General features: G+C 70.3%; 21 protein-coding genes. 14 read left to right on the top strand and 7 right to left on the bottom strand.

The features are described from left to right. Nucleotides 1-293: 293 nt before the first annotated feature. From iolD to iolC, 4 genes are all read right to left on the bottom strand, one after another. The gene (gene iolD, locus EL266_RS05610) at nucleotides 294-2,201 is read right to left on the bottom strand and encodes a 3D-(3,5/4)-trihydroxycyclohexane-1,2-dione acylhydrolase (decyclizing) (RefSeq protein ID WP_026428085.1); all 1,908 of its coding nucleotides are present in this window, start codon (nucleotides 2,199-2,201) and stop codon (nucleotides 294-296) included. A gap of 74 nt (nucleotides 2,202-2,275) precedes the next feature. Further along, nucleotides 2,276-3,175: a 5-deoxy-glucuronate isomerase gene (gene iolB, locus EL266_RS05605; protein ID WP_026428084.1), complete on the bottom strand. Its 900-nt coding sequence runs from the start codon at nucleotides 3,173-3,175 to the stop codon at nucleotides 2,276-2,278. A 9-nt stretch (nucleotides 3,176-3,184) separates the two neighbouring features. Next, on the bottom strand, nucleotides 3,185-4,084 hold the full coding sequence (locus tag EL266_RS05600; protein WP_026428083.1) for a Cgl0159 family (beta/alpha)8-fold protein: 900 nt from the start codon (nucleotides 4,082-4,084) through the stop codon (nucleotides 3,185-3,187). Between the two features lie 67 nt (nucleotides 4,085-4,151). Continuing rightward, entirely contained in the window at nucleotides 4,152-5,141 is a 990-nt protein-coding gene (gene iolC, locus EL266_RS05595) for a 5-dehydro-2-deoxygluconokinase (RefSeq protein WP_026428082.1), read from the bottom strand. Nucleotides 5,142-5,383: 242 nt separating this feature from the next. Here iolC and EL266_RS05590 point away from each other — a divergent pair, with 242 nt between their 5' ends. The 3 genes from EL266_RS05590 (at nucleotide 5,384) to iolG (ending at nucleotide 8,495) form a co-directional block, all read left to right on the top strand. Further along, nucleotides 5,384-6,145 carry a GntR family transcriptional regulator gene (locus tag EL266_RS05590; protein ID WP_026428081.1) on the top strand — a complete coding sequence of 254 codons (762 nt, stop codon included), beginning with the start codon at nucleotides 5,384-5,386 and terminating at the stop codon, nucleotides 6,143-6,145. Between the two features lie 189 nt (nucleotides 6,146-6,334). Continuing rightward, nucleotides 6,335-7,411 carry a transaldolase family protein gene (locus EL266_RS05585; protein ID WP_026428080.1) on the top strand — a complete coding sequence of 359 codons (1,077 nt, stop codon included), beginning with the start codon at nucleotides 6,335-6,337 and terminating at the stop codon, nucleotides 7,409-7,411. 94 nt (nucleotides 7,412-7,505) lie between these two features. Continuing rightward, complete coding sequence (gene iolG, locus EL266_RS05580) at nucleotides 7,506-8,495, top strand: inositol 2-dehydrogenase (protein WP_026428079.1); 990 nt, start codon at nucleotides 7,506-7,508, stop codon at nucleotides 8,493-8,495. 84 nt (nucleotides 8,496-8,579) lie between these two features. Here the strand turns inward: iolG and EL266_RS05575 are convergent, their stop codons facing one another. Beyond that, complete coding sequence (locus EL266_RS05575) at nucleotides 8,580-9,611, bottom strand: LacI family DNA-binding transcriptional regulator (protein WP_026428078.1); 1,032 nt, start codon at nucleotides 9,609-9,611, stop codon at nucleotides 8,580-8,582. Nucleotides 9,612-9,887: 276 nt separating this feature from the next. Here EL266_RS05575 and EL266_RS05570 point away from each other — a divergent pair, with 276 nt between their 5' ends. The 11 genes from EL266_RS05570 to EL266_RS05520 all read left to right on the top strand — a co-directional run bounded on the left by EL266_RS05570 (nucleotide 9,888) and on the right by EL266_RS05520 (nucleotide 24,394). Further along, the gene (locus EL266_RS05570) at nucleotides 9,888-11,093 is read left to right on the top strand and encodes a Gfo/Idh/MocA family protein (RefSeq protein ID WP_026428077.1); all 1,206 of its coding nucleotides are present in this window, start codon (nucleotides 9,888-9,890) and stop codon (nucleotides 11,091-11,093) included. A gap of 354 nt (nucleotides 11,094-11,447) precedes the next feature. After that, entirely contained in the window at nucleotides 11,448-12,374 is a 927-nt protein-coding gene (iolE, locus tag EL266_RS05565; RefSeq protein WP_026428076.1) for a myo-inosose-2 dehydratase, read from the top strand. 119 nt (nucleotides 12,375-12,493) lie between these two features. Further along, complete coding sequence (locus tag EL266_RS05560) at nucleotides 12,494-13,213, top strand: AraC family transcriptional regulator (RefSeq protein WP_034515722.1); 720 nt, start codon at nucleotides 12,494-12,496, stop codon at nucleotides 13,211-13,213. Between the two features lie 53 nt (nucleotides 13,214-13,266). Continuing rightward, nucleotides 13,267-13,959 (top strand): transglutaminase-like domain-containing protein, encoded by a 693-nt coding sequence (locus tag EL266_RS05555; protein WP_026428075.1) that lies wholly within the window; start codon nucleotides 13,267-13,269, stop codon nucleotides 13,957-13,959. A 338-nt stretch (nucleotides 13,960-14,297) separates the two neighbouring features. Next, nucleotides 14,298-15,926: an MFS transporter gene (locus tag EL266_RS05550; RefSeq protein WP_026428074.1), complete on the top strand. Its 1,629-nt coding sequence runs from the start codon at nucleotides 14,298-14,300 to the stop codon at nucleotides 15,924-15,926. A gap of 247 nt (nucleotides 15,927-16,173) precedes the next feature. Continuing rightward, complete coding sequence (locus tag EL266_RS05545) at nucleotides 16,174-17,226, top strand: LacI family DNA-binding transcriptional regulator (RefSeq protein WP_051281464.1); 1,053 nt, start codon at nucleotides 16,174-16,176, stop codon at nucleotides 17,224-17,226. Between the two features lie 290 nt (nucleotides 17,227-17,516). Next, nucleotides 17,517-18,725, top strand: a complete 1,209-nt coding sequence (locus tag EL266_RS05540) for a Gfo/Idh/MocA family protein (protein WP_026428073.1) — start codon at nucleotides 17,517-17,519, stop codon at nucleotides 18,723-18,725. A gap of 69 nt (nucleotides 18,726-18,794) precedes the next feature. Further along, nucleotides 18,795-19,802, top strand: a complete 1,008-nt coding sequence (locus tag EL266_RS05535; protein ID WP_026428072.1) for a sugar phosphate isomerase/epimerase family protein — start codon at nucleotides 18,795-18,797, stop codon at nucleotides 19,800-19,802. A gap of 295 nt (nucleotides 19,803-20,097) precedes the next feature. Beyond that, nucleotides 20,098-20,859: a sulfite exporter TauE/SafE family protein gene (locus EL266_RS05530; protein WP_034515752.1), complete on the top strand. Its 762-nt coding sequence runs from the start codon at nucleotides 20,098-20,100 to the stop codon at nucleotides 20,857-20,859. A 234-nt stretch (nucleotides 20,860-21,093) separates the two neighbouring features. Further along, nucleotides 21,094-23,148 (top strand): phosphate acetyltransferase, encoded by a 2,055-nt coding sequence (gene pta / locus EL266_RS05525; protein WP_026428070.1) that lies wholly within the window; start codon nucleotides 21,094-21,096, stop codon nucleotides 23,146-23,148. 61 nt (nucleotides 23,149-23,209) lie between these two features. Continuing rightward, entirely contained in the window at nucleotides 23,210-24,394 is a 1,185-nt protein-coding gene (locus tag EL266_RS05520) for an acetate/propionate family kinase (protein ID WP_026428069.1), read from the top strand. A 58-nt stretch (nucleotides 24,395-24,452) separates the two neighbouring features. Here EL266_RS05520 and EL266_RS05515 read toward each other — a convergent pair whose 3' ends face one another. Then, the gene (locus EL266_RS05515; RefSeq protein WP_026428068.1) at nucleotides 24,453-24,989 is read right to left on the bottom strand and encodes a GtrA family protein; all 537 of its coding nucleotides are present in this window, start codon (nucleotides 24,987-24,989) and stop codon (nucleotides 24,453-24,455) included. Between the two features lie 149 nt (nucleotides 24,990-25,138). Then, on the bottom strand, nucleotides 25,139-25,780 hold the full coding sequence (locus EL266_RS05510) for a ribonuclease H family protein (RefSeq protein ID WP_026428086.1): 642 nt from the start codon (nucleotides 25,778-25,780) through the stop codon (nucleotides 25,139-25,141). Nucleotides 25,781-25,853 lie beyond the last annotated feature (73 nt).

Below are 25,853 nucleotides of genomic sequence, written 5' to 3'. Positions count from 1 at the left end.
ATCGCCAGTTGCGGCGCTCATGCTGGCGCGCGCAGCCTCGATCTCATCAATCCCAACGGCCAAAGACATGATGCCTCCTCGCACCTGCTGCGCGGGCCCGTGCCACGCGCACCGAGGCTCAGCCTATCCGCCGCCCGCGCCCGGCGCAGAAGTATTCACCGTCCAATCCTCCCCCGCCCCACCGAGAATCCCACCCCGCCCCCGACAACCATCCCCCACAACCGGTCAGGCCCCCGCCCATAGCTGGGCGGGGGCCTGACCGGCCTGACTACTGCCTCCTCACAGAGGCGCTCTCACAGGTAGTGGCGCTGGGGGGCGCGGTCGCGCTCGTAGTCCTCATAGGCCTTCTGCGTGGACTCCAGGCGGGAGACCCCCGAGACCGGGACATCCCACCAGCTCGAGCCGGGAGGGTTGGGCCCGTAGAGGTCGGTCTCGATGTGGATCATCGTGGCCCGGTCGCTGGCTGCGGCCTTCTTGTAGGCCTCACGGAACTCCTCAATGGTGCGGACCTCGAGAACGTCAAGGCCCCAGGACCGCGCATTGGCGGCGATGTCCACGCCCGCGATCAACTCGTCGTCGGCCAGGTGGCTGCCGGTGCCCCGCTGGCGGTACTTGGTGCCGAAGCGCTGGGATCCGCGCGACTCCGACAGCGCCCCGATGGAGGCGAAGCCGTGGTTCTGCAGCAGCACGTAGATGACCTTGATCCCCTCCTGGACCACGGTGGCCAGCTCCATGGGCAGCATCTGGTAGGTGCCGTCCCCCACGATGGCCACGACCTCGGAGTCGGGGCGGGCCAGCTTGACGCCCATGGCGGCGGGGACCTCGTAGCCCATGCAGCTGAAGGCGTACTCCACGTGGTACTGCACGGGGGTGCGGGCCTGCCACAGGGCCTGGAGATCACCGGGCATGGAGCCCGCGGCGTTGATGACGATGTCCTCATCCCCCATGAGCTCGTTGAGGGCGCCGAAGACCTCGGTCTGGGCCGGGGCCGGGCCGTGATCGCGGTGGTAGCACTCCTGGACCCTGGCCAGCCAGGCCTCGCGCTCGGCGGCGATCTCAGCGGTGTAGGACTCCTCGACCCGGTGACCCTCCAGCGCGCCGGCCAGTGCCACCAGGGCCTCGCGGGCGTCGGCCACCACCATCTCGGCGCTCTCCTTGGCGGCGTCGAAGGCGCAGACATTGATGTTGACGAAGCGAACGTCGGGGTTCTTGAACTGGGTCTTCGAGGCGGTGGTGAAGTCAGAGTAGCGGGTGCCGATGCCGATGATGAGATCGGCCTTGTCCGCCAGGTGGTTGCCGCTGTCGCCCCCCGTGGAGCCCACGCCGCCCACCGCGCAGGGGTGATCGGCGTTGATGGCGCCCTTGCCGGCCTGGGTGTCCGCCACCGGGATGCCCGTGGCCTGGGCCAGGGCGCGCAGCTCCTCGGAGGCCTCGGAGTAGATGGTCCCCCCGCCGGAGATGATGAGCGGGCGCTTGGCCGCCTTGATCATGGCCACTGCCCGCTCCAGGGCCGCGGGCTCGGGCACGGGGCGGCGCACATGCCACACGCGCTTGCGGAAGAGCTCGACGGGCCAGTCGAAGGCCTCGGCCTGGACGTCCTGGGGCATGGCGATGGTCACCGCGCCGGTCTCGGCCGGGTCGGTGAGGACCCTCATGGCATTGAGCAGGGAGGGGATGAGCTGCTCGGGCCGGTTGATGCGGTCGAAGAAGCGCGAGACCGGCCGGAAGGCGTCATTGACCGTGATGTCCAGGGTCGTGGGGTCCTCCAGCTGCTGGAGCACCGGGTCGGGGATCCGGGTGGCGAACTGGTCGGAGGGGAAGAGCAGCACTGGCAGGCGGTTGGTGGTGGCCAGAGCGGCACCGGTGACCATGTTGAGACTGCCCGGGCCGATCGAGGCGGTGCACATGTAGGTCTGGAGCCGGTTGGTGGTCTTGGCGTAGGCGGCCGCCGCATGGACCTGGCCCTGCTCGTTGCGGGGCATGATGTAGGGCATCTCGCCCTCGCCCTGGGCGGGGTCGACCTCGTTCTGCAGCAGGGCCTGGCCGATCCCGGCCACGTTGCCGTGGCCGAAGATGCCGAAGGCCCCGGCGATGAGGCGCTGCTCGACGCCGTCGCGCTCGGAGTACTGGTTGGTGAGGAATCGGATCGTCGCCTGGGCGACGGTCAGGCGGACAGTGCCGGCATAGGCTTCGTTGCTCACGTGCTCTTTCTTCCCTACGTACAGGTGGATGGTTTGCGGATCGATGCGGGTGGAACTGGACCGGTGGTGACCGCTCAGTTCATGGGGGTCATGGGCAGGCGGGGATCGACCTCCTGGTCCTCCCAGGTCTGACGCACCCAGGTGTGGTGGGGGTCGTCGGTCATGAGCCAGGTCGAGTCCTCGGCGGGCCCCGCCATGACGTTGAGGTAGTAGAGGTCGTAGCCGGGGGCCGCCACCGAGGGGCCGTGGTAGCCGTAGGGCATGATGACGACGTCGCCGGCGCGCACCTCGGTGCACACATCGATGTCGTGGCCGGGCGAGGGGTAGATGCGCTGGATGGCGAAGCCCTCGGCGCTGTCATCCCCCACGCCGCCCTGGCGGACCTCGTAGTAGTAGATCTCCTCCAGGACGCGCTCGACCTCGGTGTGCTCGTCGTGCTTGTGGGGCGGGTAGGAGGACCAGTTGCCCCCCGGGGTCAGCACCTCGCAGGCCAGGAGGTGGGAGGTGCTCACCTCGTTGCCCAGGGCGTAGTTGTTGACCTGGCGGGAGGAGGGGCCGGCCCCGCGCAGGCCGGTGCCCACCTCGGAGCGCGGGCAGTAGCGCAGGGGCAGGTCCGCCGTCGCCTTGGCCCCGGGCAGGGCCAGGCGGGCTCCCCGCTCCGCCGCGGTGACGCGGATGTCGGTGCGCCGCGGGACGTAGACGTAGTCGGTGATGTCGGTGAAGACCGACTCGCGCCCGGCCACCTCATAGGCGCTCCCACCGGCCTCCACGGTGCAGCCCCCGGACAGGGGCAGGACGAGGAACTCGTGCTCGCCACCGGGCACCTCGGCGCTCTGCCCTGGCTCAAGAGCGATGACGCGCAGGGACGACCACTCCCACCCGGCTCGCTCGGGATCCAGGTCGAGCTCGTAATCCCCGTGGGCGAGCTCGCCGCGGCGGATGATGTACTGAGACTGGTCTGACTGGGTCATCATGTCCTCATTTCAGTGGTTCAGGAGTTCAACGGCTCTGTCAACGGCACCGGCCACATCCCCGCTGGGAGGATAGAGCAGGGACCTGCCCACGACCAGGCCCCTGACATTGGGCAGGGCCAGGGCCCGGCCCCAGGAGGCCAGGACCGCGTCGGCATCCGAGGAGACCTCTCCGCCCAGGATGAGGCTGGGCAGCGTGGTGGAGTCCATGACGCGCTCCATGTCCTGGACGCAGGGCAGCTTCAGCCAGGTGCGCGCCGAGCTGCGCCCCAGGCCCTGGGCGACGGCGATGGAGCGGATGACCGCCTCGGGGCTCAGGTCGTTGACGGCCCGCCCGTCGCGCCAGCGGGTGAGGAAGGGCTCCACCATGGCGGACAGCCCCCGCTGGCTCAGCGAGTCGATGGCCCGGGCGCTGGCCTCCAGGGTGTCGGCGCTGCGGGGGTCCTCGTAGTTGATGCGGGTGAGCATCTTGCCGCCGTCCAGGCCGGCCTCCCCGATGCCCTGGGCGTCATAGCCGCCGAATCGGTCATCCATCTCGAAGCTGGATCCCTGAAGGCCGATCCGGTTCATCGACCCCCACACGAGCTTGCCGTCCAGGGCGCCCAGGAGGGCGAGGTCCTCGATGATGTCGGCCGTGCCCAGGAAGCCGTTGACCCCCGGGCGCGACAGCGCCGTGAGGCAGCGCCGCAGGAGCTCCTCGCGGGAGGCCATGGCCAGCGGGTCGCCGCCCGCCCCCAGGGCGCCGCGGGCGGGGTGGTCGCAGGCGATGACCATGAGGGCCTTGGTGCCGGCCAGGTCGCCGCGGGGCCGGTGGGCCAGCGCCTGGGCGATGCGCTCGGGCTCCGTGGCGCGGATACGAGTCAGCGCGGCGATGAGGGGCTCATCGACATCGATGGCGGTCGTGCGCGTCATGCCTGTCCTCCGTGCCTGTATCCGGGGTGCTGCTGGTTGCTCATGCGGGATCCGCCTGCGGGCCGGTTCACAGCTCCGTGCCCCCCGGGGCCACGGCCTCCCGGTTGGCCCGCATGAGGTCGAGCAGCTCTGGCTCGGTGGGCATCGCCGTGGAGCACTCCAGTCGCGAGGAGACGATGGCCCCCGCGGTGGAGGCGGCGTAGATGGTCTTCTCCAGCGGCCAGCCCGCCAGCAGCCCGTGGCACAGGGCGCCCCCGAAGGCATCCCCGGCGCCCAGGCCGTTCTTGGTCTCCACCCGGGTGACGGGCATGACCACGCGCTCGGAGCGGGTCTTGGCCAGAGTCCCGGCCAGGCCCTGCTTGACGATGGCCAGCTCCACCCCGGCCTCCAGGAGGGCGTCGGCGGCCGCCTCGGGATCGCTGTGCCCGACGGCGACCTCGCACTCCTCGCGGTTGCCGATGGCCACGGTGACCTTGGGCAGGAGGGCGGACACCTCCCGGTGGGCGGCCTGGCGGCTCTCCCAGAACATGGGCCGGTAGTCCAGGTCCACGATCGTCAGGCCCTGGCGACGTCGGGCATCCAGGGCGGCGTGATGGGCCGCGCGAGAGGGCTCCTGGCTCACGCCGGTGGCCGAGACCCAGAAGATGGAGGCCGAGCGGATCGCCTCCATGGGCATATCGGCGGCGGTCAGCTCCAGGTCCGGCGCCGAGGGCTCGCGGTAGAAGTAGAGGGGGAAGTCGTCGGGCGGGAAGATCTCGCAGAAGGTGACGGGGGTGTTGTAGTCGGCCTTGGTCACCACGTACTCGTCGTCGACCCCCAGGCGCCGCATCTCGGTGCGCACGAAGCGACCGAAGGGATCAGCGCCCACGCCCGTGACCACGGCCGAGGTGTGCCCGTAGCGCGCCGCGGCCACGGCGACATTCGTGGGGCTGCCGCCCAAGAACTTGCCGAAGGTCTCGACCTCCTCCAGGCCCACGCCCACCTGGAGCGGGTAGATATCGATCCCGCAGCGCCCGATGGTCAGGACATCCAGTGCAGGCGTCGTCGAGGCGGTCATGAGTCACTCTCCCACGTCGTCGGGGTGGAGCAGGGGCCGGCGGCCCCGTGCCGTGATACACGAAGCCTGCCCCACGAGCACCCCCCGGGTCAAGCAATTGTCAGAACATATTGCGCTCCGAGCACGGCCGCTCCAGAGGCCGCGCCGCGTGACAAGACCCCCGGCCGCTTCGTATGCTCGCAGCACTGATTCGATCAGCGCCCACCGCACCCACCCTCACTCCGCCCCCAGTCAGGTTCTCCATGTCCGCGGCACGACCCACCCCGACCCCCTTCGCGCTCGACATCACCATCGACCGCTCCAGCTCCACCCCCCTGCACATGCAGATCTCAGAGCCGCTGGCGGCCCTCATCCTGGACGGCACCCTGGCACCGGGCACCAGGCTGGAGGACGAGCTGTCCATGGCCAAGAGGCTCCGGGTCTCCCGCCCCACCGCTCGCCAGGCCCTCCAGGCCCTCGTGGACCGCGGGCTGCTCACGCGCCGCCGGGGCGCGGGCACGAGTGTCGCCCCGCCCCATGTCCACCGCCCCATGGAGCTGACCAGCCTGCTGGCGGACCTGGCCGCAGCGGGCCATACGACCTCCACCACCCTGCTGGACTATGACGAGCACGCCGCCAGCGCCGAGGAGGCCGAGCTGCTGGAGACCGAGGAGGACACGCCGGTGGTCACCTTCACCCGCATCCGCATGGCCGACGACGAGCCCATCGCCGTCCTGCACAACCTCATGCCCGCCGCCATCGCCCCCAGCGCCGAGGAGCTGGGCGCATCCGGGCTCTACGACCTCATGCGGGAGTCGGGGGCGATCCCCTCCAGCGCCAAGCAGATCATCGGCGCCCGCAACGCCACCACCCGGGAGGCCGAGCTCCTTCACGAGCGGCGCCGCGCCGCCCTGCTGACCGCCAGGCGCACCACCTACGACCAGTCGGGACGGGTCATCGAGGTGGGCAAGCACATCTACCGCGCCTCGCGCTACTCCTTCGAGACCGCCCTGTTCACCGCCTGACCCACCGCCCGGCTCCGCCGGACGGGCCACACGGGCCCCACCGGCCCCAGAGACGCCGTCGGCCAGCGCCTTGACGCGGTTTGTCATGACAAACCGTTGACAGATGCCCCCTCCATCTTCTTCAATAGGGGCACGGTCCGCGCATGCAAGGAAGCCCGCTCGCGGACGACCCCCGAAGAGAGCAGACAGATGAGCATCGAATACACCCCCGGACCGCTTCTCGACGCCGCCCGCAGCACCCCCACTGCGCTGTGGAACGACTCCGCCGACCCCAACGAGCTGCGCCAGTCGATCTCCTTCGGAGGCGTGGGCGCCACCTGCAACCCCACCATCGCCTACACCTGCATCAACCAGCGCAAGGACGTCTGGCTGCCCCGCATCGCCGAGCTGGCCGAGGAGATGCCCGAGGCCAGCGAGTCCGAGATCGGCTGGCAGGTGGTGCGCGAGATGAGCATCGAGGCCGCGGGACTCCTGGAGCCCATCTTCGAGGAGCACAAGGGGCGTAACGGCCGCCTGTCCATGCAGACCGACCCCCGCCTGGCCCGCAGCGCCAAGGCCCTGGCGGACCAGGCCGAGGAGTTCTCCGGCCTGGCCAAGAACATCATCGTCAAGATCCCCGCCACTTCCGTGGGCGTCAAGGCCATCGAGGACGCGACCTACCGCGGGGTGTCCATTAACGTCACCGTCTCCTTCTCCGTGGCCCAGGCCGTGACCACCGGCGAGGCGATCGAGCGGGGCCTCAAGCGCCGCGAGGCCGAGGGCCTGGACACCTCCACCATGGGCCCGGTGGTCACGCTCATGGGGGGCCGCCTGGACGACTGGATCAAGATCGTGGCCAAGCGCGATGAGCTCTTCATCGACCCCGGCCACCTGGAGTGGGCCGGCGTGGCCGCCCTCAAGCGCGCCTACCAGGAGTTCCAGTCCCGGGGCCTGCGCGCCCGCGTCCTGTCCGCCGCCTTCCGCAATGTCATGCACTGGTCCGAGCTGGTCGGCGGCGACCTGGTGGTCTCCCCGCCCTTCGCCTGGCAGGAGATCATCAACAAGTCCGGCTACAAGGTCACCAACCGCATCGATGTTCCCGTGGCCCCCGAGATCATGAAGACCCTGCTGTCGATCCCCGAGTTCGTGCGCGCCTACGAGCCCGACGGCATGACTCCCGAGGAGTTCGACTCCTTCGGCGCCACCCGCCGCACCCTGCGCGGCTTCCTGGAGGCCGACCAGGACCTCGACACCCTCGTGCGCAACGTCATCATGCCCCAGCCCTGATCACCCCCTCCGGCGCTCGCCCCGCGCCCTGGGCCGCGCGGGGCGTGCCCGTCCCCCATCCGTCTCACCACCACTCAATTCTCAAGGAGCAACGATGCTGAGAATCGCCGTCATCGGAGCAGGCCGAATCGGCCAGGTCCACGCCAAGACCATCGCCGCCCACCCCCAGGCCGAGCTCGCCCTGGTCTGCGACCCCATCGAGGAGGCCGCCACCGCCCTGGCGCAGACCTACGGTGCCCGCTCATGCACCCAGGCCGAGGACGTCTTCGCCGACCCCAAGGTCGACGCCGTCATCGTGGGCTCGCCCACGCCCTTCCACATCCCCCACCTCCTGGCCGCCGCCAAGGCCGGCAAGGCGGTCCTGTGCGAGAAGCCCATCGCCCTGGACATGAAGGACGTCGAGGCGGCCCGCGCCGAGCTCGACGCGGTGACCACCCCGGTCATGTTCGGCTTCAACCGGCGCTTCGACCCGAGCTTCGCCGCGGTGCGCGCCGCGGTGGAGGCGGGCAAGATCGGGGAGCTGGAGCAGCTGACCATCATCAGCCGCGACCCCGCCGCCCCGCCGGTGGAGTACATCAAGGTCTCCGGCGGCATCTTCCGGGACATGACCATCCACGACTTCGACACCGCTCGCTTCTTCCTGGGCGACATCGTCGAGGTCCACGCCATGGGCCAGAACCTGGACCCGGCCATCAAGGAGACCGGGGACTTCGACGCCGCCGTGGTGACGCTGCGCGCCGCCTCGGGGGCGGTGGCCACGATCATCAACAACCGGCACTGCTCCTCGGGCTACGACCAGCGCCTGGAGGCCTCGGGCCGCGAGGGGGCGCTCTTCGCCGAGAACATCCGCCCCACCACGGTGCGCCTGTCCAATGCCGAGGTCACCGACGCCCAGGAGCCCTACCTGGACTTCTTCCTCGAGCGCTACGCCGACGCCTACCGCCTGGAGCTGTCGGCCTTCATCGAGGCCGTCGAGGCGGGCACCACTCCCCCCACCTCCATCGCCGACGCCGTCGAGGCCCTGCGCCTGGCCGAGGCGGCCACCGAGTCCGCCACAACCGGCCAGCCCGTGCGCCTGAGCTGAGCTGGCACTGACGCCGAGGTAGACATTTTCCGCCGAGATAGACGCATTCACCGTCGATCTCGGCGGAAAATGTCTACCTCGGCGTCAAGCGTGCCGGGGCGCCGTCGTGTCCCGGATGAGAAGACTGGGCATGACCGAGTAGGTCGAACCCCCCAGCTCGCGCTCCCGGCGCACCACGCCCGCGGGCATCTGCCCCGCTCGCTCAGGATGCGTGCGCGCCAGCAGGGCCCGCACGGCGACCTCCGCCAGCACCCCGGCCTCCTGGCGCACCGTGGTCAGGCTGAAGGAGGAGGCGCCGGTCAGCGGGATCCCGTCATAGCCGGTGACGGCGACCTCCTGAGGCACCCTGACCCCCCGACGGCGAAGCTCCATGAGGGCCCCGACGGCGCAGTGATCGTTGAAGCACAGCAGCGCCTCGGGCAGCGGGCCCTCCCCCTCCATCAGGGCGCACACGGCCCGCGCCCCCGACTCCTCGTCGGCCCCGCCGGGCAGGACGCGGACCTGGTCGCCCAGGCCGTGCTCGGTCATGGCCCGGGAGTAGATGCGGACCCGGGGCGCGGCCGAGGTCTGCCTGGCGCCGTCGACATGGACGATGGCGCGCCGACCGGTCATCACCAGGTGGTCCACCAGGGCGGTGACGCCGACGTCGTCGCGCGAGTTGACCTCGTCAACATCCTCCAAGGAGGTGTCGCGGCAGATGAGCACCGTCTGGGCGCGCCGCGCCGCAGCGGTCAGGACGGGGTCGGAGGCATCGGGGTCGATGAGGACGAGCCCCTCGCAGCGCTCGGAGAGCAGGCCCTCCAGGCCCTGGGCGACGCCGCGGTGCGGGGTGGAGGCGGCCAGCACCAGGGAGTGACCGAGCTCCGAGGAGGCGCGGTAGAGCCCGTCGACGATGAGCCCCTGGAAGGCCTGGTCGACGGCGAAGCTGGCGCCGATGAGCCCGGTATGGCGCTGGCGCAGCATGCGGGCGCGCGGGTCCGCGCTGTAGCCGAGCTCCTGGGCCGCCTGGAGGATCTGGGCGCGGGTGGAGGCCGCCACCCCGGCCTGGCCGTTGAGGGCCGCCGAGACCGTGGAGATGGAGCGGCCCGTGCGGGCCGCGACCGTCGCAATCGTCACGCGGCCATCGCGCCCTCGCGCCATGAATATCCTCTCCTCGCCCGGGCAGTCATCGGCAATTCTCCCGATGAGCCCAGATCCTACCGTGCCGCCCCGCCCCGGCGGCCGCGCCGGCAGGGCCCGGCCGCCCCCAGAGGCCATCGCGACCACCGCCCACACTCACCCTTGTCCTGACATACGAGTCCTGTTACGGTGAGGATCAGCAGGGCTGGCAGGTGTTCTCACACCGTCGTCGGCCACCAGAGCACCCGACATCGCCGTCGGAAAGGACCGGACATGACTGAGCAGGATGGACGGAAGTCGCTGGGTGTCGGGGTTGTCTCCCTGGGCTGGATGGGCCGCCTCCACACCCGCAGCTACAAGGCCGTTCGCGAGCGCTTCCCCGAGCTGGGCGTGACCCCGCGCCTGGTGGCCGCCGCGGATCCGGTCGATGAGATCCGTGACGCGGCGCTCCACGAGCTCGGCTTCGAGCGCGCCTACGCCGACTACCACGAGCTCCTGGCCGATCCCGAGGTGGAGGTCGTCTCCATCTGCGCCCCCAACTTCCTGCACGAGGAGATCGCCCTGGCGGCCATCGAGGCCGGCAAGCCCTTCTGGATCGAGAAGCCCATGGGCACCAGCGCCGCCCAGTCCCGGCGGGTCGCCCAGGCGGCCGAGGCGGCTGGGCTGGCCACCGCCGTCGGCTTCAACTACCGCCACACCCCGGCCATCGAGTACCTGCGCGAACTCGTGCGCGACGGCGCGCTGGGCCGGATCACGAATGTGCGCGTCTGGCTCATCGCCGACTACAACTCCTCACCGCACAGCCCCCTGACCTGGAGGGCCTCGCGGGAGAAGGCCGGGGCGGGCGTCATCTCCGATCTCATGAGCCACGGCGCCGATCTGGCCCAGTACGTGGTGGGGCGCATCGCCTCGGTCAGCGCGATGACGGACACCTTCATCACCCAGCGCCCCATCCCCACCAAGGTGGGATTCGGCCACTCCGGCTTCGAGATCGGCGAGGAGACGGGGCCGGTGGAGAACGAGGACTACGTGGCCATGCTCGTGCGCTTCGAGGGCGGGGCCGTGGGCACGATGGAGTCCTCCCGTGTGAGCGTGGGGCCGCGCGCCGAGTACGTCATCGAGGTCTACGGGACCTCCGGCTCGGCGCGGTGGAACTTCGAGCGGCTCAACGAGCTGGAGATCTGCCCGGTGGCCGACGGCGGAGCCATCCACGGCTACACCCGCGCCATGGCGGGGCCGCAGTGGGGCCAGTGGCAGCGCTTCCAGCCCGCCATCGGCACCTCCATGGGCTTTGACGACATGAAGTGCGTTGAGGCCGCCCAGTTCCTGCGCTCGGTGCTCAACGGCGAGCAGCTCGCCCCCTCCGCCGCCGATGCCTGGTGCGCCGCGGAGGTCGATGAGGCCGCTGTCGCCTCGGCCGCGGACGGGCAGTGGCATGACGTTCCCCGCGTCCAGGGGCGCACCACCTTCGACGCCTGAGCCCACGGGGCCCGACCGGTCCGGCGCGCAGGCGCCGGGGAGGGCTTCAGCCGGCTCGCCTGCGCGCCGTCGCCCCCGCGCTCGTGCCATCGGCGCGCTGCGGACCACCGGGCCGCGAGCCGCCCGGGCGCCGAGCGGGTGCCCCTGGGCCCCTCCAGAGATCAGCCCCAGACACATGTCCCTTGTCATGACAATTCAGGACTGCTAGCGTCGACTCTGCGGCACTGGAGCGCAGGACGCCGTCGAGGACGACCGGAGCGCGCGCACCGCCTGCCAGTCCCCGCTCAGCAATCCGACCGCCCGAGACAACCGCGGACTCGACCGAGTCCGCCCCTTCCACCACAAGGAGCAACGATGTCCTTCACCCTCGATCCCGCCACCGCCATCAAGGACCCCAACGGGATCTCCTGGGGCATGCACCCCATCAGCTGGCGCAACGATGACATCCCGGAGGTGGGCGCCTGGAACACCCTGGAGGACATGCTCCTGGACCTGGCCGACACCGGCTACGCCGGCACCGAGTGCGCCGGCTTCTTCCCGCCCAAGGAGGAGGTCAAGGCGGCCGCGGATGCTCGCGGGATCCGGATCGTGGCCCAGTGGTTCTCCTCCTTCATCGTGCGCGACGGGATCGACGCCGTCGTCCCCGACTTCACGGCGACCTGCGAGTACCTGCAGTTCCTGGGCGCGACCCGCGTGGTGGTCTCGGAGCAGACCGGCTCGGTCCAGGGCAAGCGCGATGTGTGCATCTTCGAGAACAAGCCCGTGCTGAGCGATGAGGAGTGGCCCGTCCTGGCCGAGGGCCTCAACCGCCTGGGGGAGATCGCCCAGTCCCACGGCCTGGAGCTGGTCTACCACCACCACCTGGGCACGGTGGTCCAGACCAAGGAGGAGACGATCCGCCTCATGGAGGCGACCGACCCCGCCCTGGTCTCCCTGCTCTTCGACACCGGCCATGCCTTCGTGGGCGACGGCGATGTCATGGGTCTGCTGCGCGCCACCATCGAGAGGATCAAGCACGTCCACTTCAAGGATGTGCGCCCCGAGAAGATGGAGGAGTCGCGCCAGGCCCAGCGCTCCTTCCTGGACTCCTTCCTCGCGGGCATGTTCACCGTCCCCGGGGACGGCACCATCGACTTCACCGAGCCCTACCGCTTCCTGGTGGACCACGGCTACCGCGACTGGATCCTGGTCGAGGCCGAGCAGGACCCGGCCATCGCCAACCCCCTGACCTACGCCCGCATCGCGCGCAACTACCTGGAGGACACGCTGTTCGCCTCCTGACCCCCGGCGGCCCCGCCGGCCCCGCCGCCCCCCTGCCGCCGAGGTAGACGTTTTCCGCCGAGGTAGACGCACTCGACGTCTACCTCGGCGGAAAACGTCTACCTCGGTAGGGTCGGTGCATGGGACGACCGGAGCCGTGGAGCGGAGGACTGGATCTGCTGCCCGGCGCCGTCGTCTATCGCGGGCCCGGAGGCGTTGCGCACTGGCACCAGCACCTGGCCATCCAGGTCATCGTGGCCAGCGGCGGGCCGTGCGAAGTGGAGACGAGCGACGGTCTCACCGAGGTCCCCGTCGGAGAGACCCTGATGGTGCCCAGCGGGCAAAGGCACCGACTCAGCTGTCAGGGTGAGTTGACGCTGCTGCTTGTGGAGCCGTATGGCCCCCGCGGTCGACGGGTCGGCGGGCTGCCGACGGCGCCTGCGGATGTGCCGGTCTCGGGGACTCCAGCCGATGTGGTGGAGGCGATCATCGGGCGGGCCAAGCCCGTCGACCTTTCGCCTGCCGTGGACGCCGCGCTGCGCCATCTCGACGAGCACGCCAGCGGCCCCGACGCCTCCCTTGCCTCCCTCAGTCGCGCGGCTCGGGCCGCGCACCTGTCGCCGTCGCGCCTGACTCACCGGTTCACCGCAGAGGTGGGTATACCGTTTCGGCGCTACGCACTGTGGGTACGGCTGCGCACCGCCGTGGAGGCCATAGCGCGTGGCGCGGGCCTTGCCGACGCCGCCGCCCACAGCGGTTTCAGCGACGGGGCTCACCTGTCCCGGGTCTTTCGCCGCAACGTCGGACTGCCGCCGTCGCAGTTGCTGCGCATGACCACGAGTGTCGACAACTGGCCATGAGGTCAGCCGGAACGTTCAAGACCGCGTCCCCCGGGTGCTCCTAGCCTCAACGCATGGACCCCCACCTGCGTGAGACCCGCCTGCTCGACCTGCCCGCCGTCGAGCCGCTGGTGCGCGAGCGCCGCTGGCGAGAGCTCGCCGTCTCCGAGCGGATCGGCGCAGTCTACGACTTCGTCCGCGAGCTGCCCTTCGGGTACAACGCACGGGACGACCTGCCCGCGTCTCGCGTGCTCGCCGACGGCTATGGGCAATGCAACACCAAGACGATCCTGCTCATGGCGCTACTGAGAGCGGCGGGCGTGCCGTGCCGGCTGCATGGCGCCACCATCCACAAGAGCCTCCAGCGGGGCGTCGTCACCGGTCTCGCCTATCGGCTGGCCCCCGACAGCATCGTGCACACCTGGGCCGAGGTGCGCATCGGTGAGCGCTGGACGGGTCTTGAAGGCGTGATCTGCGATCCGGCCTATCTCGACGGAGTGCGTCGCCTGACGGGAGTGACGGGCGAGTTCCTGGGCTTCGCGGTGGGCACCGACAGCCTCGCCGACCCGCCCGTGAACTGGTGCGGCACCGACACCGCCATTCAGCAGACCGGCATCAACCGCGACTTCGGAACCTTCGACTCACCCGACGACTTCTACGCCCGCCATGGCATCAACCTCAGCGGCATCCAGAGCTGGGTCTACCAGCACCTCGTACGGCACCTCATGAACCGGCGGGTCGCGCGCATCCGCGCATCGCACCGATAGCACGACAGGCGCCACCGGGCAGACCGGAGTGGCAGCGCCTCCGGACCCGCGGCGGTGCCCCTCCCAGGCGGGACTGGCAGGAGTGGGCCACCGGGCAGTGCCCCTCGAATCCGCGGTGGCGCCTCTCTCCAGGGAGGGAGGGGCGCCGCATGCCAAGCCCGCTCACAAGGCCGAGAGTCAAGACCGCCATCCGGACGCGCACGCCTGCATTGATGGACCGAAGCACGAGAGGGTATTGACAACATCAATTCACGCGCGTGAACTTGTGTCTGGAGCACACGGACGTGCCCACCACCCGCTCGTCGCAGCAGACGGGCACGCACAGAAGGATCCCTCTCATGACAGCACCACCCACCGACCTCACCCGAGCGGAGATCGAAGACCTGGTTGAGAAGACCCCGCCGTCGGGCAAGCGCCGCTCCGTCGGCTTCGTCGCCCTCATCGCCACGCTGGGCTCCCTGCTCTTCGGCTACGACACAGGCGTCATCTCCGGCGCGCTGCCCTACATGTACCTGCCGCACGGCGCCGGGGGCATGCACCTGAACTCCACCGAGGAGGGCCTGGTCGGTGCCACCCTTCTGGGCGGCTGCGCCCTGGGGGCCTTTTTCGGGGGACGCCTGTCGGACCAGTACGGGCGCCGGCACAACATCCTCCTTCTCGCCGTCGTGTTCTTCATCGGCGCCATGGGCTGCACCTTCTCCCCCAACATCTGGGTGCTCTACATCGCGCGCTTCATCCTGGGCCTGGCCGTGGGCGGGGCCTCGGCGACCGTGCCGGTCTATCTCGCCGAGACCGCGCCCAAGTCCATCCGCGGCACCCTGGTGGGCATCGACCAGCTCATGATCGTCACCGGGCAGTTCCTGGCCTTCGCCATGAACGCCGGCATCGCCCGACTCAGCGGCGGCCCCGAGGCCACGGTCACCGCAGTCGAGGGGCAGCAGACCATCACCGTCGACGGTCAGGCAACCGTGGTCGAGGTCGGCCAGACCTACTCCTGGGACGCGCTCAAAGCCGTGTCCGACTACGTGACCGTCGACGGCGGCAATGGCGAGACCTGGCGCTACATGCTGGTCATCTGCTCCATTCCAGCCATCGCCCTGTGGCTGGGCATGCGCATGATGCCGGAATCCTCCCGCTGGCACGCCGCCAACTACCACTACGCCAAAGCCATCGCCGACCTCAAGCGCGTGCGCAAGGAGGACGATGACATCGCCGGCGAGATCGATGAGATGATCGAGGTCAACCGCCGCGAGGCCACGCAGGAGCAGTGGACCCTGGCACGCTGCTTCTCCACGCGCTGGACGCGCCGGGTGCTCATCATCGGGGTCTTGGTGGGCGTGTTCAACCAGACCACCGGCGTGAACACCATGATGTACTACGCCCCCAAGATCCTGCAGAACGCCGGATTCGGCACCGAGGCGGCGATCACTCTGACCGTGTTGACCGGTGTGGCCTCAGTGATCGGATCATCCCTGGGCCTGTGGCTCCTCCTGAGATTCTCCCGCCGAGCAGTGCTCATCGGCGGGACCGTGGGGCTGACGGTCATGCTGTGGGTGATGACGGCGCTCTTCCTGTTCGGCATCAACCCGCATCTCGATGAGGCCGGCAATGTGCTGAGCACGATGCCAGCACTGATCCCCTATCTCGTGGTCGTGGTCATCATCGTCTACATGCTCTTCATGCAGGGCGGCAATGCTCCGGGGACCTGGGTCATCATGTCCGAGCTCTTCCCCGCACGCATGCGTGGGGCCGCCATGGGCTTCGCGGTCCTGTGCCTGTGGGTGGTCAATGCCATCATCACCTTCCTCTTCCCCATCATGATGGACAAGCTGGGGCCGGTGGCCACCTACCTCATCTTCTCCATCATCAACGTCGTGGCGGTGATCTACATGATCCGCAGGGTCCCCGAGACCAAGTACTCCTCACTGGAGGAGCTGGAGGAGGAGTTCCAGCAGCGCTACGCGTGAGCCACCGGATCGGCATCGGGACTGGCGGGATCGCCGTCGGACCCGCCGAGCCCACCCTCCTGAGCTCGCCGAGGTAGACATTTTCCGCCGAGGTCGACGCATTCGCCGTCGACCTCGGCGGAAAATGTCGACCTCGGCGGTGTGGCCCGGACGACCGCGTGCCCGGACGGCGGCGCGCGGCCTGAGGCCTTCGCGACACAAGTAGAATGCCCCACACCGTCCTCAATCACCGCACGTCAGGAACGATATGGGCACGCATGCCGCCACGCAGAGCGACGTCGCGCGCGCAGCCGGGGTCTCGCGCTCGCTGGTCTCCCTCGCACTCAGCGGATCGCCCAAGGTCGCCCGCCAGACCCGCGAGCGCATCCAGCAGGTCGCCGCCGAGCTCGGCTATCGGGTCAACGTGGCCGCCTCATCCCTGGCGCGCCAGAGCTCGACCATCATCGGCCTGGTCCTGCCCAATCTGCGCAACGCCTTCTTCGAGCGCCTCGCCCGCTGCTTGGGGGAGGCGGCCGCGGCCCGCGGTCTCACGCTCTTCGTGACGGTGGGGGCCGAGCAGCCCGAGGTGCTCCACCAGGCGATCGAGTCCCTCCTGGGCGTGCGCGTGGCCGGCATCATCCTGGTCTCCCCCTGGCTGATCGACGACGACCTGCTCGCCATTGCCGAGGAGACGCCCGTGTGCCTGGTGGGCCGGCGCAGCCCCGGGGGACGGGTGGACGCCGTCCATGTCGATGAGGAGGCCGCCGCCGGCCTCGTCGTGCGCCACCTGCAGGAGCAGGGGGCCCAGACCATCGGCTATGTCAGTCCGCGGGTGACCGACCAGGCCTCGCGCCACGATCGGGAGGTGGCGCTCCGCCGCGCCGGCACCGAGGCCGGGGTCCCGGTGGTGGTCCAGGGTTGCGGGGAGGATGCCGGGCCGGCGGTGCGCCAGATGCTTCAGGTCCGCCCCGAGCCCCTGGGCCTGGTCATCCACAACGACGTCTTCGCCATCGACGCCGTGCCGGTCCTGCGCGAGGCCGAGCGTCAGACCAGGAGCAGGGTCGCCCTGGTCTCCTATGACAACACCTACCTTGCCCAGCGTGAGGAGTTCTCCCTGACCAGCGTCAACCAGCCCGAGGAGATCATGGCAGGTCGCGCCATCGAGCTCCTGTGCGAGCGCGCCGGCATCGGCGGCCCCGCGGCCCCGGATGCGCCTGCCCGCACCGTGGTCCTGCCCCCCGAGCTCGTCGTGCGCTCCTCCTCCCTGGGCCGCGAGCCGCTCACTGCGCCAGCCACCCCGCCAACCCCCGCACCGAGGTAGACGTTTTCCGCCGAGGTAGACGCATTCACCGTCGACCTCGGCGGAAAACGTCTACCTCGGCGGCTTGGCCAGGCGGTTCGGCCCTGCCGTTCGGCCCGACGGTTCGGCCCTGCCGTTCGGCCCAGCGGCTGACGCCCTGGCGCGACGCCGCCCCCCCCGCGCTGGGGCGGAGACCACCTGGGGTATTGACATCCAACTCGCCGCCCCACAATACTGGCATCACGAATTCACGCGCGTGAATCGCTATGAGACACAACCCCCCATCCGTCACCGAGGACAGAAGGACACTCATGAGCACCTCCACCGCAACCCCCTTGTCAGTCGCCGTCATCGGCGCCGGGATGGCCGGCACCACCCACGCCAACGCCTGGCGCCAGGTCGGCACCGTCTACGACCTGGGCCTGCCCCCGGTCCGCCTGGCCGCCATCGCCGACGCCTACGAGCCCTTCGCCACCGACGCCGCCGAGCGCTACGGCTATGAGAAGGCCGTGACCGACTGGCGCGACATCGCCGATGACCCCAGCATTGACATCGTCTCCATCGTCGTGGGCAACGCCCTGCACCGCGAGATCGCCGAGGCCCTCATCAAGGCCGGCAAGCACGTCCTGTGCGAGAAGCCCCTGGCGGACACCCTGGAGAGCGCCAGGGCCATGGCCGAGGCGGAGAAGCAGGCCGGGGTCGTGACCGCCACCGGCTTCACCTTCCGACGCAACGCCTCCGTCGCCAAGCTCGCCGAGCTCGTCTCCACCGGCCACCTCGGCGAGGTCAACCACTTCGACGCCCGCTACTGGTGTGATTACGGCGCCGACCCCCAGACCCCCATGGCCTGGCGCTACAAGGGCCCCATGGGCTCAGGGGCGCTGGGCGACGTCGGCTCCCACCTCATCGACACCGCCGAGACCATCTGCGGCCCCCTGGTCTCCGTGTCCGGCGCCGCCATGATGACCTCGATCAAGGAGCGCCCCGTCGCCAAGGGCCACGTCACTCGCGGCACCGCCCTGGACACCGCCGACGCCGTCTACGAGGAGGTGGAGAACGACGACGTCGCCACCTTCACCGCGCGCTTCGCCAGCGGCGCCGTGGGCACCTTCTCCTGCTCCCGCGTGGCCTGGGGCCTGCCCAACTCCCTCATGGTCGACGTCCTGGGGTCCAAGGGCCGGGCCTCCTGGGACCTGGCCCGCTGCGGGGAGATCAAGATCGACGACGTCGCCTCCCCCGCAGGCCTGGGCGGAGCGCGCAGGGTCCTGGTGGGCCCGGACTTCCCCTACTACGCGCGCGGGTCCTCCATGGCCGTGGCCGGGGTGGGCCTGAGCCAGATCGAGCAGTTCACCTACCAGGCCCACGCCTTCCTCCAGCAGGTCGCCGGCGTCACCGAGGGCGCCCTGCCGCCCTGCGCCACCTTCGCCGACGGCTACCGCGAGATGCTCATCGCCGACGCCGTCGCCCGCTCGGCCGCAAGCGGCGGGGCCGAGGTGGACCTGACCGACCTGCCCATCTGACCGCCCGCCTGACCCGCCCCAGCCACCCCCATCAACTCACCACATCAACCTGCGAAGGAGCGCACCACCATGACACTGAAGACACTGAACTACGGCGCCTACACCGCCTGCCTCCAGGACCGCCCCCTGGCCCAGGCCCTCGACGTCCTCAAGGAGGCCGGCCTGAGCGGCGCGGAGGTCAACGCCGGCGGATTCATCCCCTCCCCCCACTGCCCCGTCGACGCCCTGCTGGCCTCCCAGACCGCCCGCGAGGACTACCTGGGGATCTTCGAGGACAAGGGCATGAGCCTGCTGGGCCTCAACACCTCCGGCAACCCCGTCTCGCCCCTGCCCAACGAGGGCCTCAAGCACAGCCACGACGTGCGCCAGACCATCGAGCTGGCGGGCGCGCTGGGGGTCAAGGAGATCGTCACCATGTCCGGCACGCCCGGCACCGACCCCACGGCGAAGTACCCCACCTGGGTGGTCAACCCGTGGAACGGCATCGACATGGAGATCCTGGACTACCAGTGGAGCGTCGTCGTCCCCTTCTTCAAGGAGGTTGACGCCATCGCCCGCGACAACGACGTCCAGGTCTGCCTGGAGCTCCACCCGCGCAACCTCGTGTTCAACGTGCCCTCCTTCGAGCGGCTCATCGAGGAGACCGGGGCCACCAACGTCAAGGTCAACATGGACCCCTCGCACCTGTTCTGGCAGCAGATGGACCCCATCGCCGCCACCGAGCGCCTGGGGAGCCTCATCGGCCATGTCCACGCCAAGGACACCAAGATCTTCCCCGGCGCCGCCTACCGCGGCGTGCTCGACACCGACTTCGGCCACGTCCCGCCCGAGGCCGAGGGCAAGGTCCCCGTGGCCTACAACTACTGGTGCAATGCCTGGCCCCAGGACCCGGCCTGGCGCTTCGTGGCCTTCGGCCTGGGCCACGACACCGCCTACTGGACCCGGTTCCTGGCCGCCATCGCCGAGGTCAACCCGGAGATGAACGTCAACATCGAGCATGAGGACGCCGAGTACGGCAATGTCGAGGGCCTGCGGATCTCCGCCGCGAACCTCCTGGAGGCCGCAGCCGCGCTGTGAGCGACCAGCCGCCGGGCCCGCCTGGGGACCCGGTGGTGGACCGCGGGCGACCCCCGCGGGTCCACCGCCGGGTCCGGGCGCATCGAGGCGGCGAGCTCCCGGGGAGGCCAGGACGGTGGGCCTCCAGGGCGGGGGCGCCTGGGACCGCGCGAAGGGCCGCCCGCCGCCGGCCTGACTAGACTCTCCGTCAACCAACTCAGAAAGGCCTGCCGTGCTCGCCAGCCCGGTCCCCTGCCTGCTGCCCGCACTGCCCGCAGCACTCCCGCTCCCCGATCTGGGCGCTGCCGACTGGGCCATGCTCATCGCGGCCGCCGCCCTGGCCGGCATCGCCAAGACCGCGCTGCCCGGGGCCGCCACCATCGCCGTCGCCCTGTGCGCAGCCGTCCTGCCCGCCAAGGAGTCCACCGGCGCCATGCTGCTCATGCTCATGACCGGGGACCTGCTGGCCGTGTGGGCCTACCGGCGCGACGCCGACCTCGCCATGCTGCGCCGGCTCGTGCCCGCCGTGGTGACCGGGGTCGCGGCCGGGGCGATCTTCCTGGCCCTGGCCTCCAACGACTCCACCCGCCGGGTCATCGGCGCCCTCCTGCTGGCCCTCATCGCCATCACCCTGTGGCAGCGCCGTCGGGCCGTCGGCTCCCCCTCCCCCGCCGTCGAGCAGTCCCCCACCGCCCCGAGGGCGCCGGGGCTGTCGGCCACCGCCGCCTCGCCTGCCGCGCGCCTGATCTACGGCTCCCTGGCCGGCTTCACCACCATGGTCGCCAATGCCGGTGGCCCGGTGACCTCCATGTACTTCCTGGCCTGCCGCTACCCGGTCAAGGCCTTCCTGGGCACCACCGCCTGGTTCTTCTTCGCCGTCAACCTGGTCAAGCTGCCCTTCTCGGTGTCCATCGGCCTGGTCAACCCCACCACTGTCGCACTGGCGGTCGCCGTCGCCCCGGTGGTGGTCCTCGCCGCGCTGGCCGGCCGCCGCCTGGCCCAGCGCATGGAGCAGCGGATCTTCGAGCCCGTGGTCATCGCGCTGACGATCATCTCAGCGCTGCCCCTGCTGGTCTGAGCCCGGGCCGCCGGCGGCCCGAGCGATCATCACCGGCTGGCCGGCCGTCACCTGCGCCATTTTCGCCGACGCCCCGAATTCGCCCATCGGATGTGCCTGGTCCCACATCACAGAACGACTCAACACCGGGCCTTTGGTCACACTTCCCTATCACCTGGGGCAGAATCAGACCCGAGCAGAGCCGGAGCGTCCTGCGGCGCCCCACTCGACGTCGAGACACGGGAAGGACCCAACGTGGCGCGCAGCATCTACATCGCCTCACCCAATGCAGGAACCGGGAAGTCAACAGTGGCCCTGGGCCTGGTGGCCTGCCTGAGGAAGGTGGTCGCGAGAGTCGGGGTCTTCCGCCCCTTCGTGGAGTCGCGCGACAACGACGACTTCCTCAACCTCCTCCTGGCCCGCTCGGGCTCGACCACGCCGGCAGCCCAGTGCATCGGCGCCACCTGGGACGAGTTCCACGCCGACCCCGAGGAGTCCCTGTCCCAGATCGTATCCGCCTACAGGGAGGTCGCCCGCGAGCACGACGTCGTCATCATCGACGGCTCGGATTTCACCGATGTGGTGGGCAACCCCGAGCTCGCGCTCAACGCCCGCGTGGCGGCCAATATCGGCGTGCCGATCCTCCTGGTGGTCTCCGGCGCCCACGACCCCGAGGACGTGCGCGGCTCGGTGGAGGTCTCCATCGCCGAGATCGCCGACAACCACGCCCGCACCGTGGCCGTCGTGGCCAACAAGTGCCGCCCCGAGACCCGCTCGGCCGTCGCCGAGGCCCTGGGCGACCTGGAGGGCATCGTCTCCACCACCATCCCGGAGGTGCCGCTGCTGTCAGCCCCCTCGGTGCGCGAGGTCATGGCCAGCGTCGACGGCACCCTCATCGCCGGCGACCCCGTCCTGCTCGAGCGCGAGGCCGAGTCCGTCCTGGTGTGCGCCATGGACGTCTCCCATGTCCTGGAGCGCCTGAGCGAGGGCCAGCTGGCCATCGTGCCCGCCGACCGCTCCGCCGTCCTCATCTCCCTGGCCGCGGCCCAGGCCTCCTCCAACTTCCCGGTGCTCTCCGGCCTCATCCTCAACGGCGGCTTCCAGGTGGCGCCCCACGCCATGCACCTGCTGGAGGGGCTGAAGATCTCCATCCCGGTCATCACCTCCCCGCTGGACACCTTCGAGGCGGCCTCGGTCTCGGGCTCCCTCAGGGGCCTGCTGGCCCACGGCTCAGCGCGCAAGCTGGACGTGGCCGTGACCACCTTCGAGCAGGAGGCCGACGTCAACGCGCTGCTGGCCACCCTGGAGGTCGAGCCCTCCGGCGTGGTCACCCCCATCATGTTCCAGGCCGAGCTGGTCGAGCGCTCCCGCACCGACCGCAAGACCATCGTCCTTCCCGAGTCCGACGACGACCGCGTGCTGCGCGCCGCCGACGCGATCCTGCGCCGCTCCATCGCCGACCTGGTGCTGCTGGGCGATGAGACCGCGGTTCGGGCCCGCGCCGCCGAGCTGGGCCTGGACATCGCCGCCGCCCGCGTGGTGCCCACCAGTGACCCCGAGCTGCTGGAGAAGTACGCCGCCGAGTTCGCCCGCCTGCGCGCCAAGAAGGGCGTGACCCTGGAGGACGCCCGCGAGAAGGTCCAGGACGTGTCCTACTTCGGCACCATGATGGTTCACATGGGCGACGCCGACGGCATGGTCTCGGGGGCGGCCCACACCACGGCTCACACCATCGTGCCCTCCTTCCAGATCATCAAGACCAAGCCCGGCACCTCCATCGTCTCCTCGGTCTTCCTCATGCTCCTGGAGGACCGGGTCCTGGTCTACGGCGACTGCGCCGTCAACCCCGAGCCCACCGCCGAGCAGCTGGCGGACATCGCCATCTCCTCGGCGGCCACCGCCGTGCAGTTCGGCGTCGAGCCGCGCGTGGCCATGCTCTCCTTCTCCACAGGGACCTCCGGCCAGGGCGCGGATGTGGACAAGGTGCGCGAGGCCACCGAGCTGGTGCGGGCCAAGGCCCCCGAGCTCGCCGTGGACGGGCCCATCCAGTACGACGCCGCCATCGACCCCACCGTGGCCGCCAAGAAGGCCCCCGACTCGGCGGTGGCCGGACGGGCCAACGTCTTCATCTTCCCGGACCTGTCCAGCGGCAACATCGGCTACAAGGCGGTGCAGCGCTCCAGCGGGGCGATCGCCGTCGGCCCGGTCCTCCAGGGACTGAACAAGCCGGTCAACGACCTGTCCCGCGGGGCCCTGGTCGAGGACATCATCAACACGGTGGCCATCACCGCCGTCCAGGCCCAGGGCTGAGCTCCCGTCCCCGAGCGCCCGCTGCGGCCCACCACCCACCCACAACCGAAAGGCCCCTTCCGTGACCACCCGCACCGTGCTCGTCATCAACTCCGGCTCCTCCTCCATCAAGTACCAGCTCGTGGATCCCGACTCCGGACAGGCCCTGGCCTCGGGCCTGGTCGAGCGGATCGGCGAGGAGACGGGCGCCATCATCCACAAGCACGGCCAGGACGTCACCGAGCTGGCCGAGCCGGTCGCCGACCACGGCGCGGGCCTGTCCGAGGTGCTGCGCCTGTTCGAGGAGAAGGGCCCCACGCTGGCCGAGGCCCACGTCGTGGCCGTGGGCCACCGCGTGGTCCAGGGCGGCAAGTACTTCTCCGGGCCCGTCATCATCGATGACGAGGTCGTGTCCACCATCGAGCGCCTCGTGCCGCTGGGGCCGCTGCACAACCCCGCCCACCTCAAGGGCATCGAGGTGGGGCGCGCGCTCCTGGCCGACGTTCCGCATGTGGCCGTCTTCGACACCGCCTTCTTCCAGGACCTGCCCGAGGAGGCGGCCCGATACGCCCTGAACCGGGAGATCGCCGACCGCTACGAGATCCGCCGCTACGGGGCCCACGGCACCAGCCACCAGTTCGTCTCCGGCGAGGTCCGCGCCCTGCTGGGGCGCGAGGACCTCAAGCAGGTGGTCCTGCACCTGGGCAACGGGGCCTCGGCCTCCGCCGTCGTCGGGCGCCACGCCGTGGAGACCTCCATGGGCCTGACCCCCCTGGAGGGCCTGGTCATGGGCGGGCGCACCGGGGACATCGACCCGGCGGCCGTCTTCCACCTCTGGCGCGTGGCGGGGCTGAGCATCGATGAGATCGACCAGCTGTTCAACCGCGCCTCGGGCATGAAGGGGCTGACCGGCGACAACGACATGCGCGAGGTGTGGAAGCGGGTCGATGCCGGCGAGCAGGAGGCGCGCGACGCCATGGACATCTACCTGCACCGGCTCACCAAGTACGTGGGCGCCTACGCCGCGGTGATGGGGGGCCTCGATGCCCTGACCTTCACCGCCGGCATCGGTGAGAACGACGCCCGCCTGCGCGCCGAGCTGTGCCAGCGCCTGGCATTCCTGGGCCTGGAGGTCGATGACGCGCTCAACGGGACCCGCTCAGATGAGGCTCGCGTGGTCTCCCCCGAGGGCTCCCGCGCGGCCGTGCTGGTGGTGCCCACCAACGAGGAGCTGGCCATCGCCCGCCAGGCCCTCACCCTCCTCTAACCCTGACTCCGCCAATTTGCGTGAGTTCGTACTTTTCCGGGCCCGGAAAAGTACGAACTCACGCAAATTGGCGGAGTGAGCGGAGTGAGGGGAGGCGGCGGGCCCGGTAGACCAGGCGGGACTGGACCAGGTAGTTGACGGCGAAGAGCACGCTGTCCGCCAGGATCTTGGCCAGCCACAGGGGCGCGCCCGCGCTCTGCAGGGCCGCGATGAGGAGGTAGGAGGCCGTCATGACGCTGCTCTGGACAGTGGCGTAGCCGGCCGCCGAGGACCACAGCGTGGCGGGGTCGGCATTGAAGAGCCTGCGGTTGATGAGGAAGTTCATGGTGCAGGACACGAGCCTGGCCATGACCACCGGCAGCAGGACGGAGTCGGTCATGCTGTTGAGGAGCAGGACCAGCACGTAGTCCACGGTCCAGCTGGACAGCGACGAGGCGGCGAAGAGCGCCACCGTGGGGACCCGACGGCGCAGGCCCCGCAGGACGCCCATGGCCGAGTCCAGGTGGGCGGCCATGTCCTGGCGCAGCGTGGCGAGGAGATCGGCCGGGAGGCTGCCGAGGGCCAGGGAAGCGGTGGGGGCCGTGCTCGTTGTCATGGCTCAACCCTGACTGCCGGCCATATGCCGCCGTCATGACCTGCCTGTGCCGATTCTGTGAAGAGGCGGCACCGGGATTCTCAGGCCCTGACCGCGCCCTCAGGCGGCGATGAGCGCTCCGCGGCCCGACGACGGCGCAGGTCTCCCGCTCAGAACAGCGTGCCGCTCTCCCGGCGCATTCGGGCGCGGCGGGCGGCCGTGGCGCCGGGGATGACCTGCCCGGGCTCCCCGGATCCTGCGGGCCCGGGACCCGCCGCGCCGCGCGCCGGGTCCGCCGCGCCGCCCTTAGCCGCGCTGCCCCCCGATGCACTGCTGCCGGCTGCCGGCCAGCCCGGGCCACTGGGCACCCGACTGCCCCGCTGGTAGGCCGTGGCCGCGGCGCGGGCCCGGGTGTCGGCCGCCTCATTCATGGGGTGACCCACATGCCCGCGCACCCACTCGAAGCGCACCGGCCTGCCCGCGAGCGCGGCGTCGAGCTCGCGCATGAGGTCCTCGTTGAGGACCGGCTTGCCGTCGGCCTTGCGCCATCCGCGCCGCTTCCAGCCGGCCATCCACCTGGTCAGGGAGTTGATGACGTACTGGGAGTCGCACTGGATGAGCAGCTCCTCGCCGGCCAGCCCGGCGGCCTGCGTGGCGCGCAGGAGCTCCAGGACGGCGGTGAGCTCACCGCGGTTGTTCGTCGAGCTCTGCCAGCCCCCGGCCGCCCAGCACTCCTCATTCACGTACCAGGCCCAGCCGGCGGGGCCCGGGTTGCCCAGGGCGGAGCCGTCCGCCGCAGCGATGATCGTCATGCGCGCACCCTACCGGGCGCCGGCGGGACAGACCCGCCGGCCCCGGCCCGCCCCGCCCAGACCCGCCCGCCCA

Source organism: Actinomyces slackii (genome assembly GCF_900637295.1).
GTDB lineage: Bacteria > Actinomycetota > Actinomycetes > Actinomycetales > Actinomycetaceae > Actinomyces > Actinomyces slackii.
This window is presented reverse-complemented; position numbering and strand designations above follow the sequence as displayed.

Excerpts from the sequence above, each read along its gene's own strand:
- iolB (WP_026428084.1), bottom strand. The coding sequence starts at position 3,175 with ATGATGACCCAGTCAGACCAGTCTCAGTACATCATCCGCCGCGGCGAG.
- EL266_RS05600 (WP_026428083.1), bottom strand. The coding sequence starts at position 4,084 with ATGACGCGCACGACCGCCATCGATGTCGATGAGCCCCTCATCGCCGCG.
- iolC (WP_026428082.1), bottom strand. The coding sequence starts at position 5,141 with ATGACCGCCTCGACGACGCCTGCACTGGATGTCCTGACCATCGGGCGC.
- EL266_RS05590 (WP_026428081.1), top strand. The coding sequence starts at position 5,384 with ATGTCCGCGGCACGACCCACCCCGACCCCCTTCGCGCTCGACATCACC.
- EL266_RS05585 (WP_026428080.1), top strand. The coding sequence starts at position 6,335 with ATGAGCATCGAATACACCCCCGGACCGCTTCTCGACGCCGCCCGCAGC.
- iolG (WP_026428079.1), top strand. The coding sequence starts at position 7,506 with ATGCTGAGAATCGCCGTCATCGGAGCAGGCCGAATCGGCCAGGTCCAC.
- EL266_RS05570 (WP_026428077.1), top strand. The coding sequence starts at position 9,888 with ATGACTGAGCAGGATGGACGGAAGTCGCTGGGTGTCGGGGTTGTCTCC.
- iolE (WP_026428076.1), top strand. The coding sequence starts at position 11,448 with ATGTCCTTCACCCTCGATCCCGCCACCGCCATCAAGGACCCCAACGGG.
- EL266_RS05560 (WP_034515722.1), top strand. The coding sequence starts at position 12,494 with ATGGGACGACCGGAGCCGTGGAGCGGAGGACTGGATCTGCTGCCCGGC.
- EL266_RS05555 (WP_026428075.1), top strand. The coding sequence starts at position 13,267 with ATGGACCCCCACCTGCGTGAGACCCGCCTGCTCGACCTGCCCGCCGTC.
- EL266_RS05550 (WP_026428074.1), top strand. The coding sequence starts at position 14,298 with ATGACAGCACCACCCACCGACCTCACCCGAGCGGAGATCGAAGACCTG.
- EL266_RS05545 (WP_051281464.1), top strand. The coding sequence starts at position 16,174 with ATGGGCACGCATGCCGCCACGCAGAGCGACGTCGCGCGCGCAGCCGGG.
- EL266_RS05540 (WP_026428073.1), top strand. The coding sequence starts at position 17,517 with ATGAGCACCTCCACCGCAACCCCCTTGTCAGTCGCCGTCATCGGCGCC.
- EL266_RS05535 (WP_026428072.1), top strand. The coding sequence starts at position 18,795 with ATGACACTGAAGACACTGAACTACGGCGCCTACACCGCCTGCCTCCAG.
- EL266_RS05530 (WP_034515752.1), top strand. The coding sequence starts at position 20,098 with ATGCTCATCGCGGCCGCCGCCCTGGCCGGCATCGCCAAGACCGCGCTG.
- EL266_RS05515 (WP_026428068.1), bottom strand. The coding sequence starts at position 24,989 with ATGACAACGAGCACGGCCCCCACCGCTTCCCTGGCCCTCGGCAGCCTC.
- EL266_RS05510 (WP_026428086.1), bottom strand. The coding sequence starts at position 25,780 with ATGACGATCATCGCTGCGGCGGACGGCTCCGCCCTGGGCAACCCGGGC.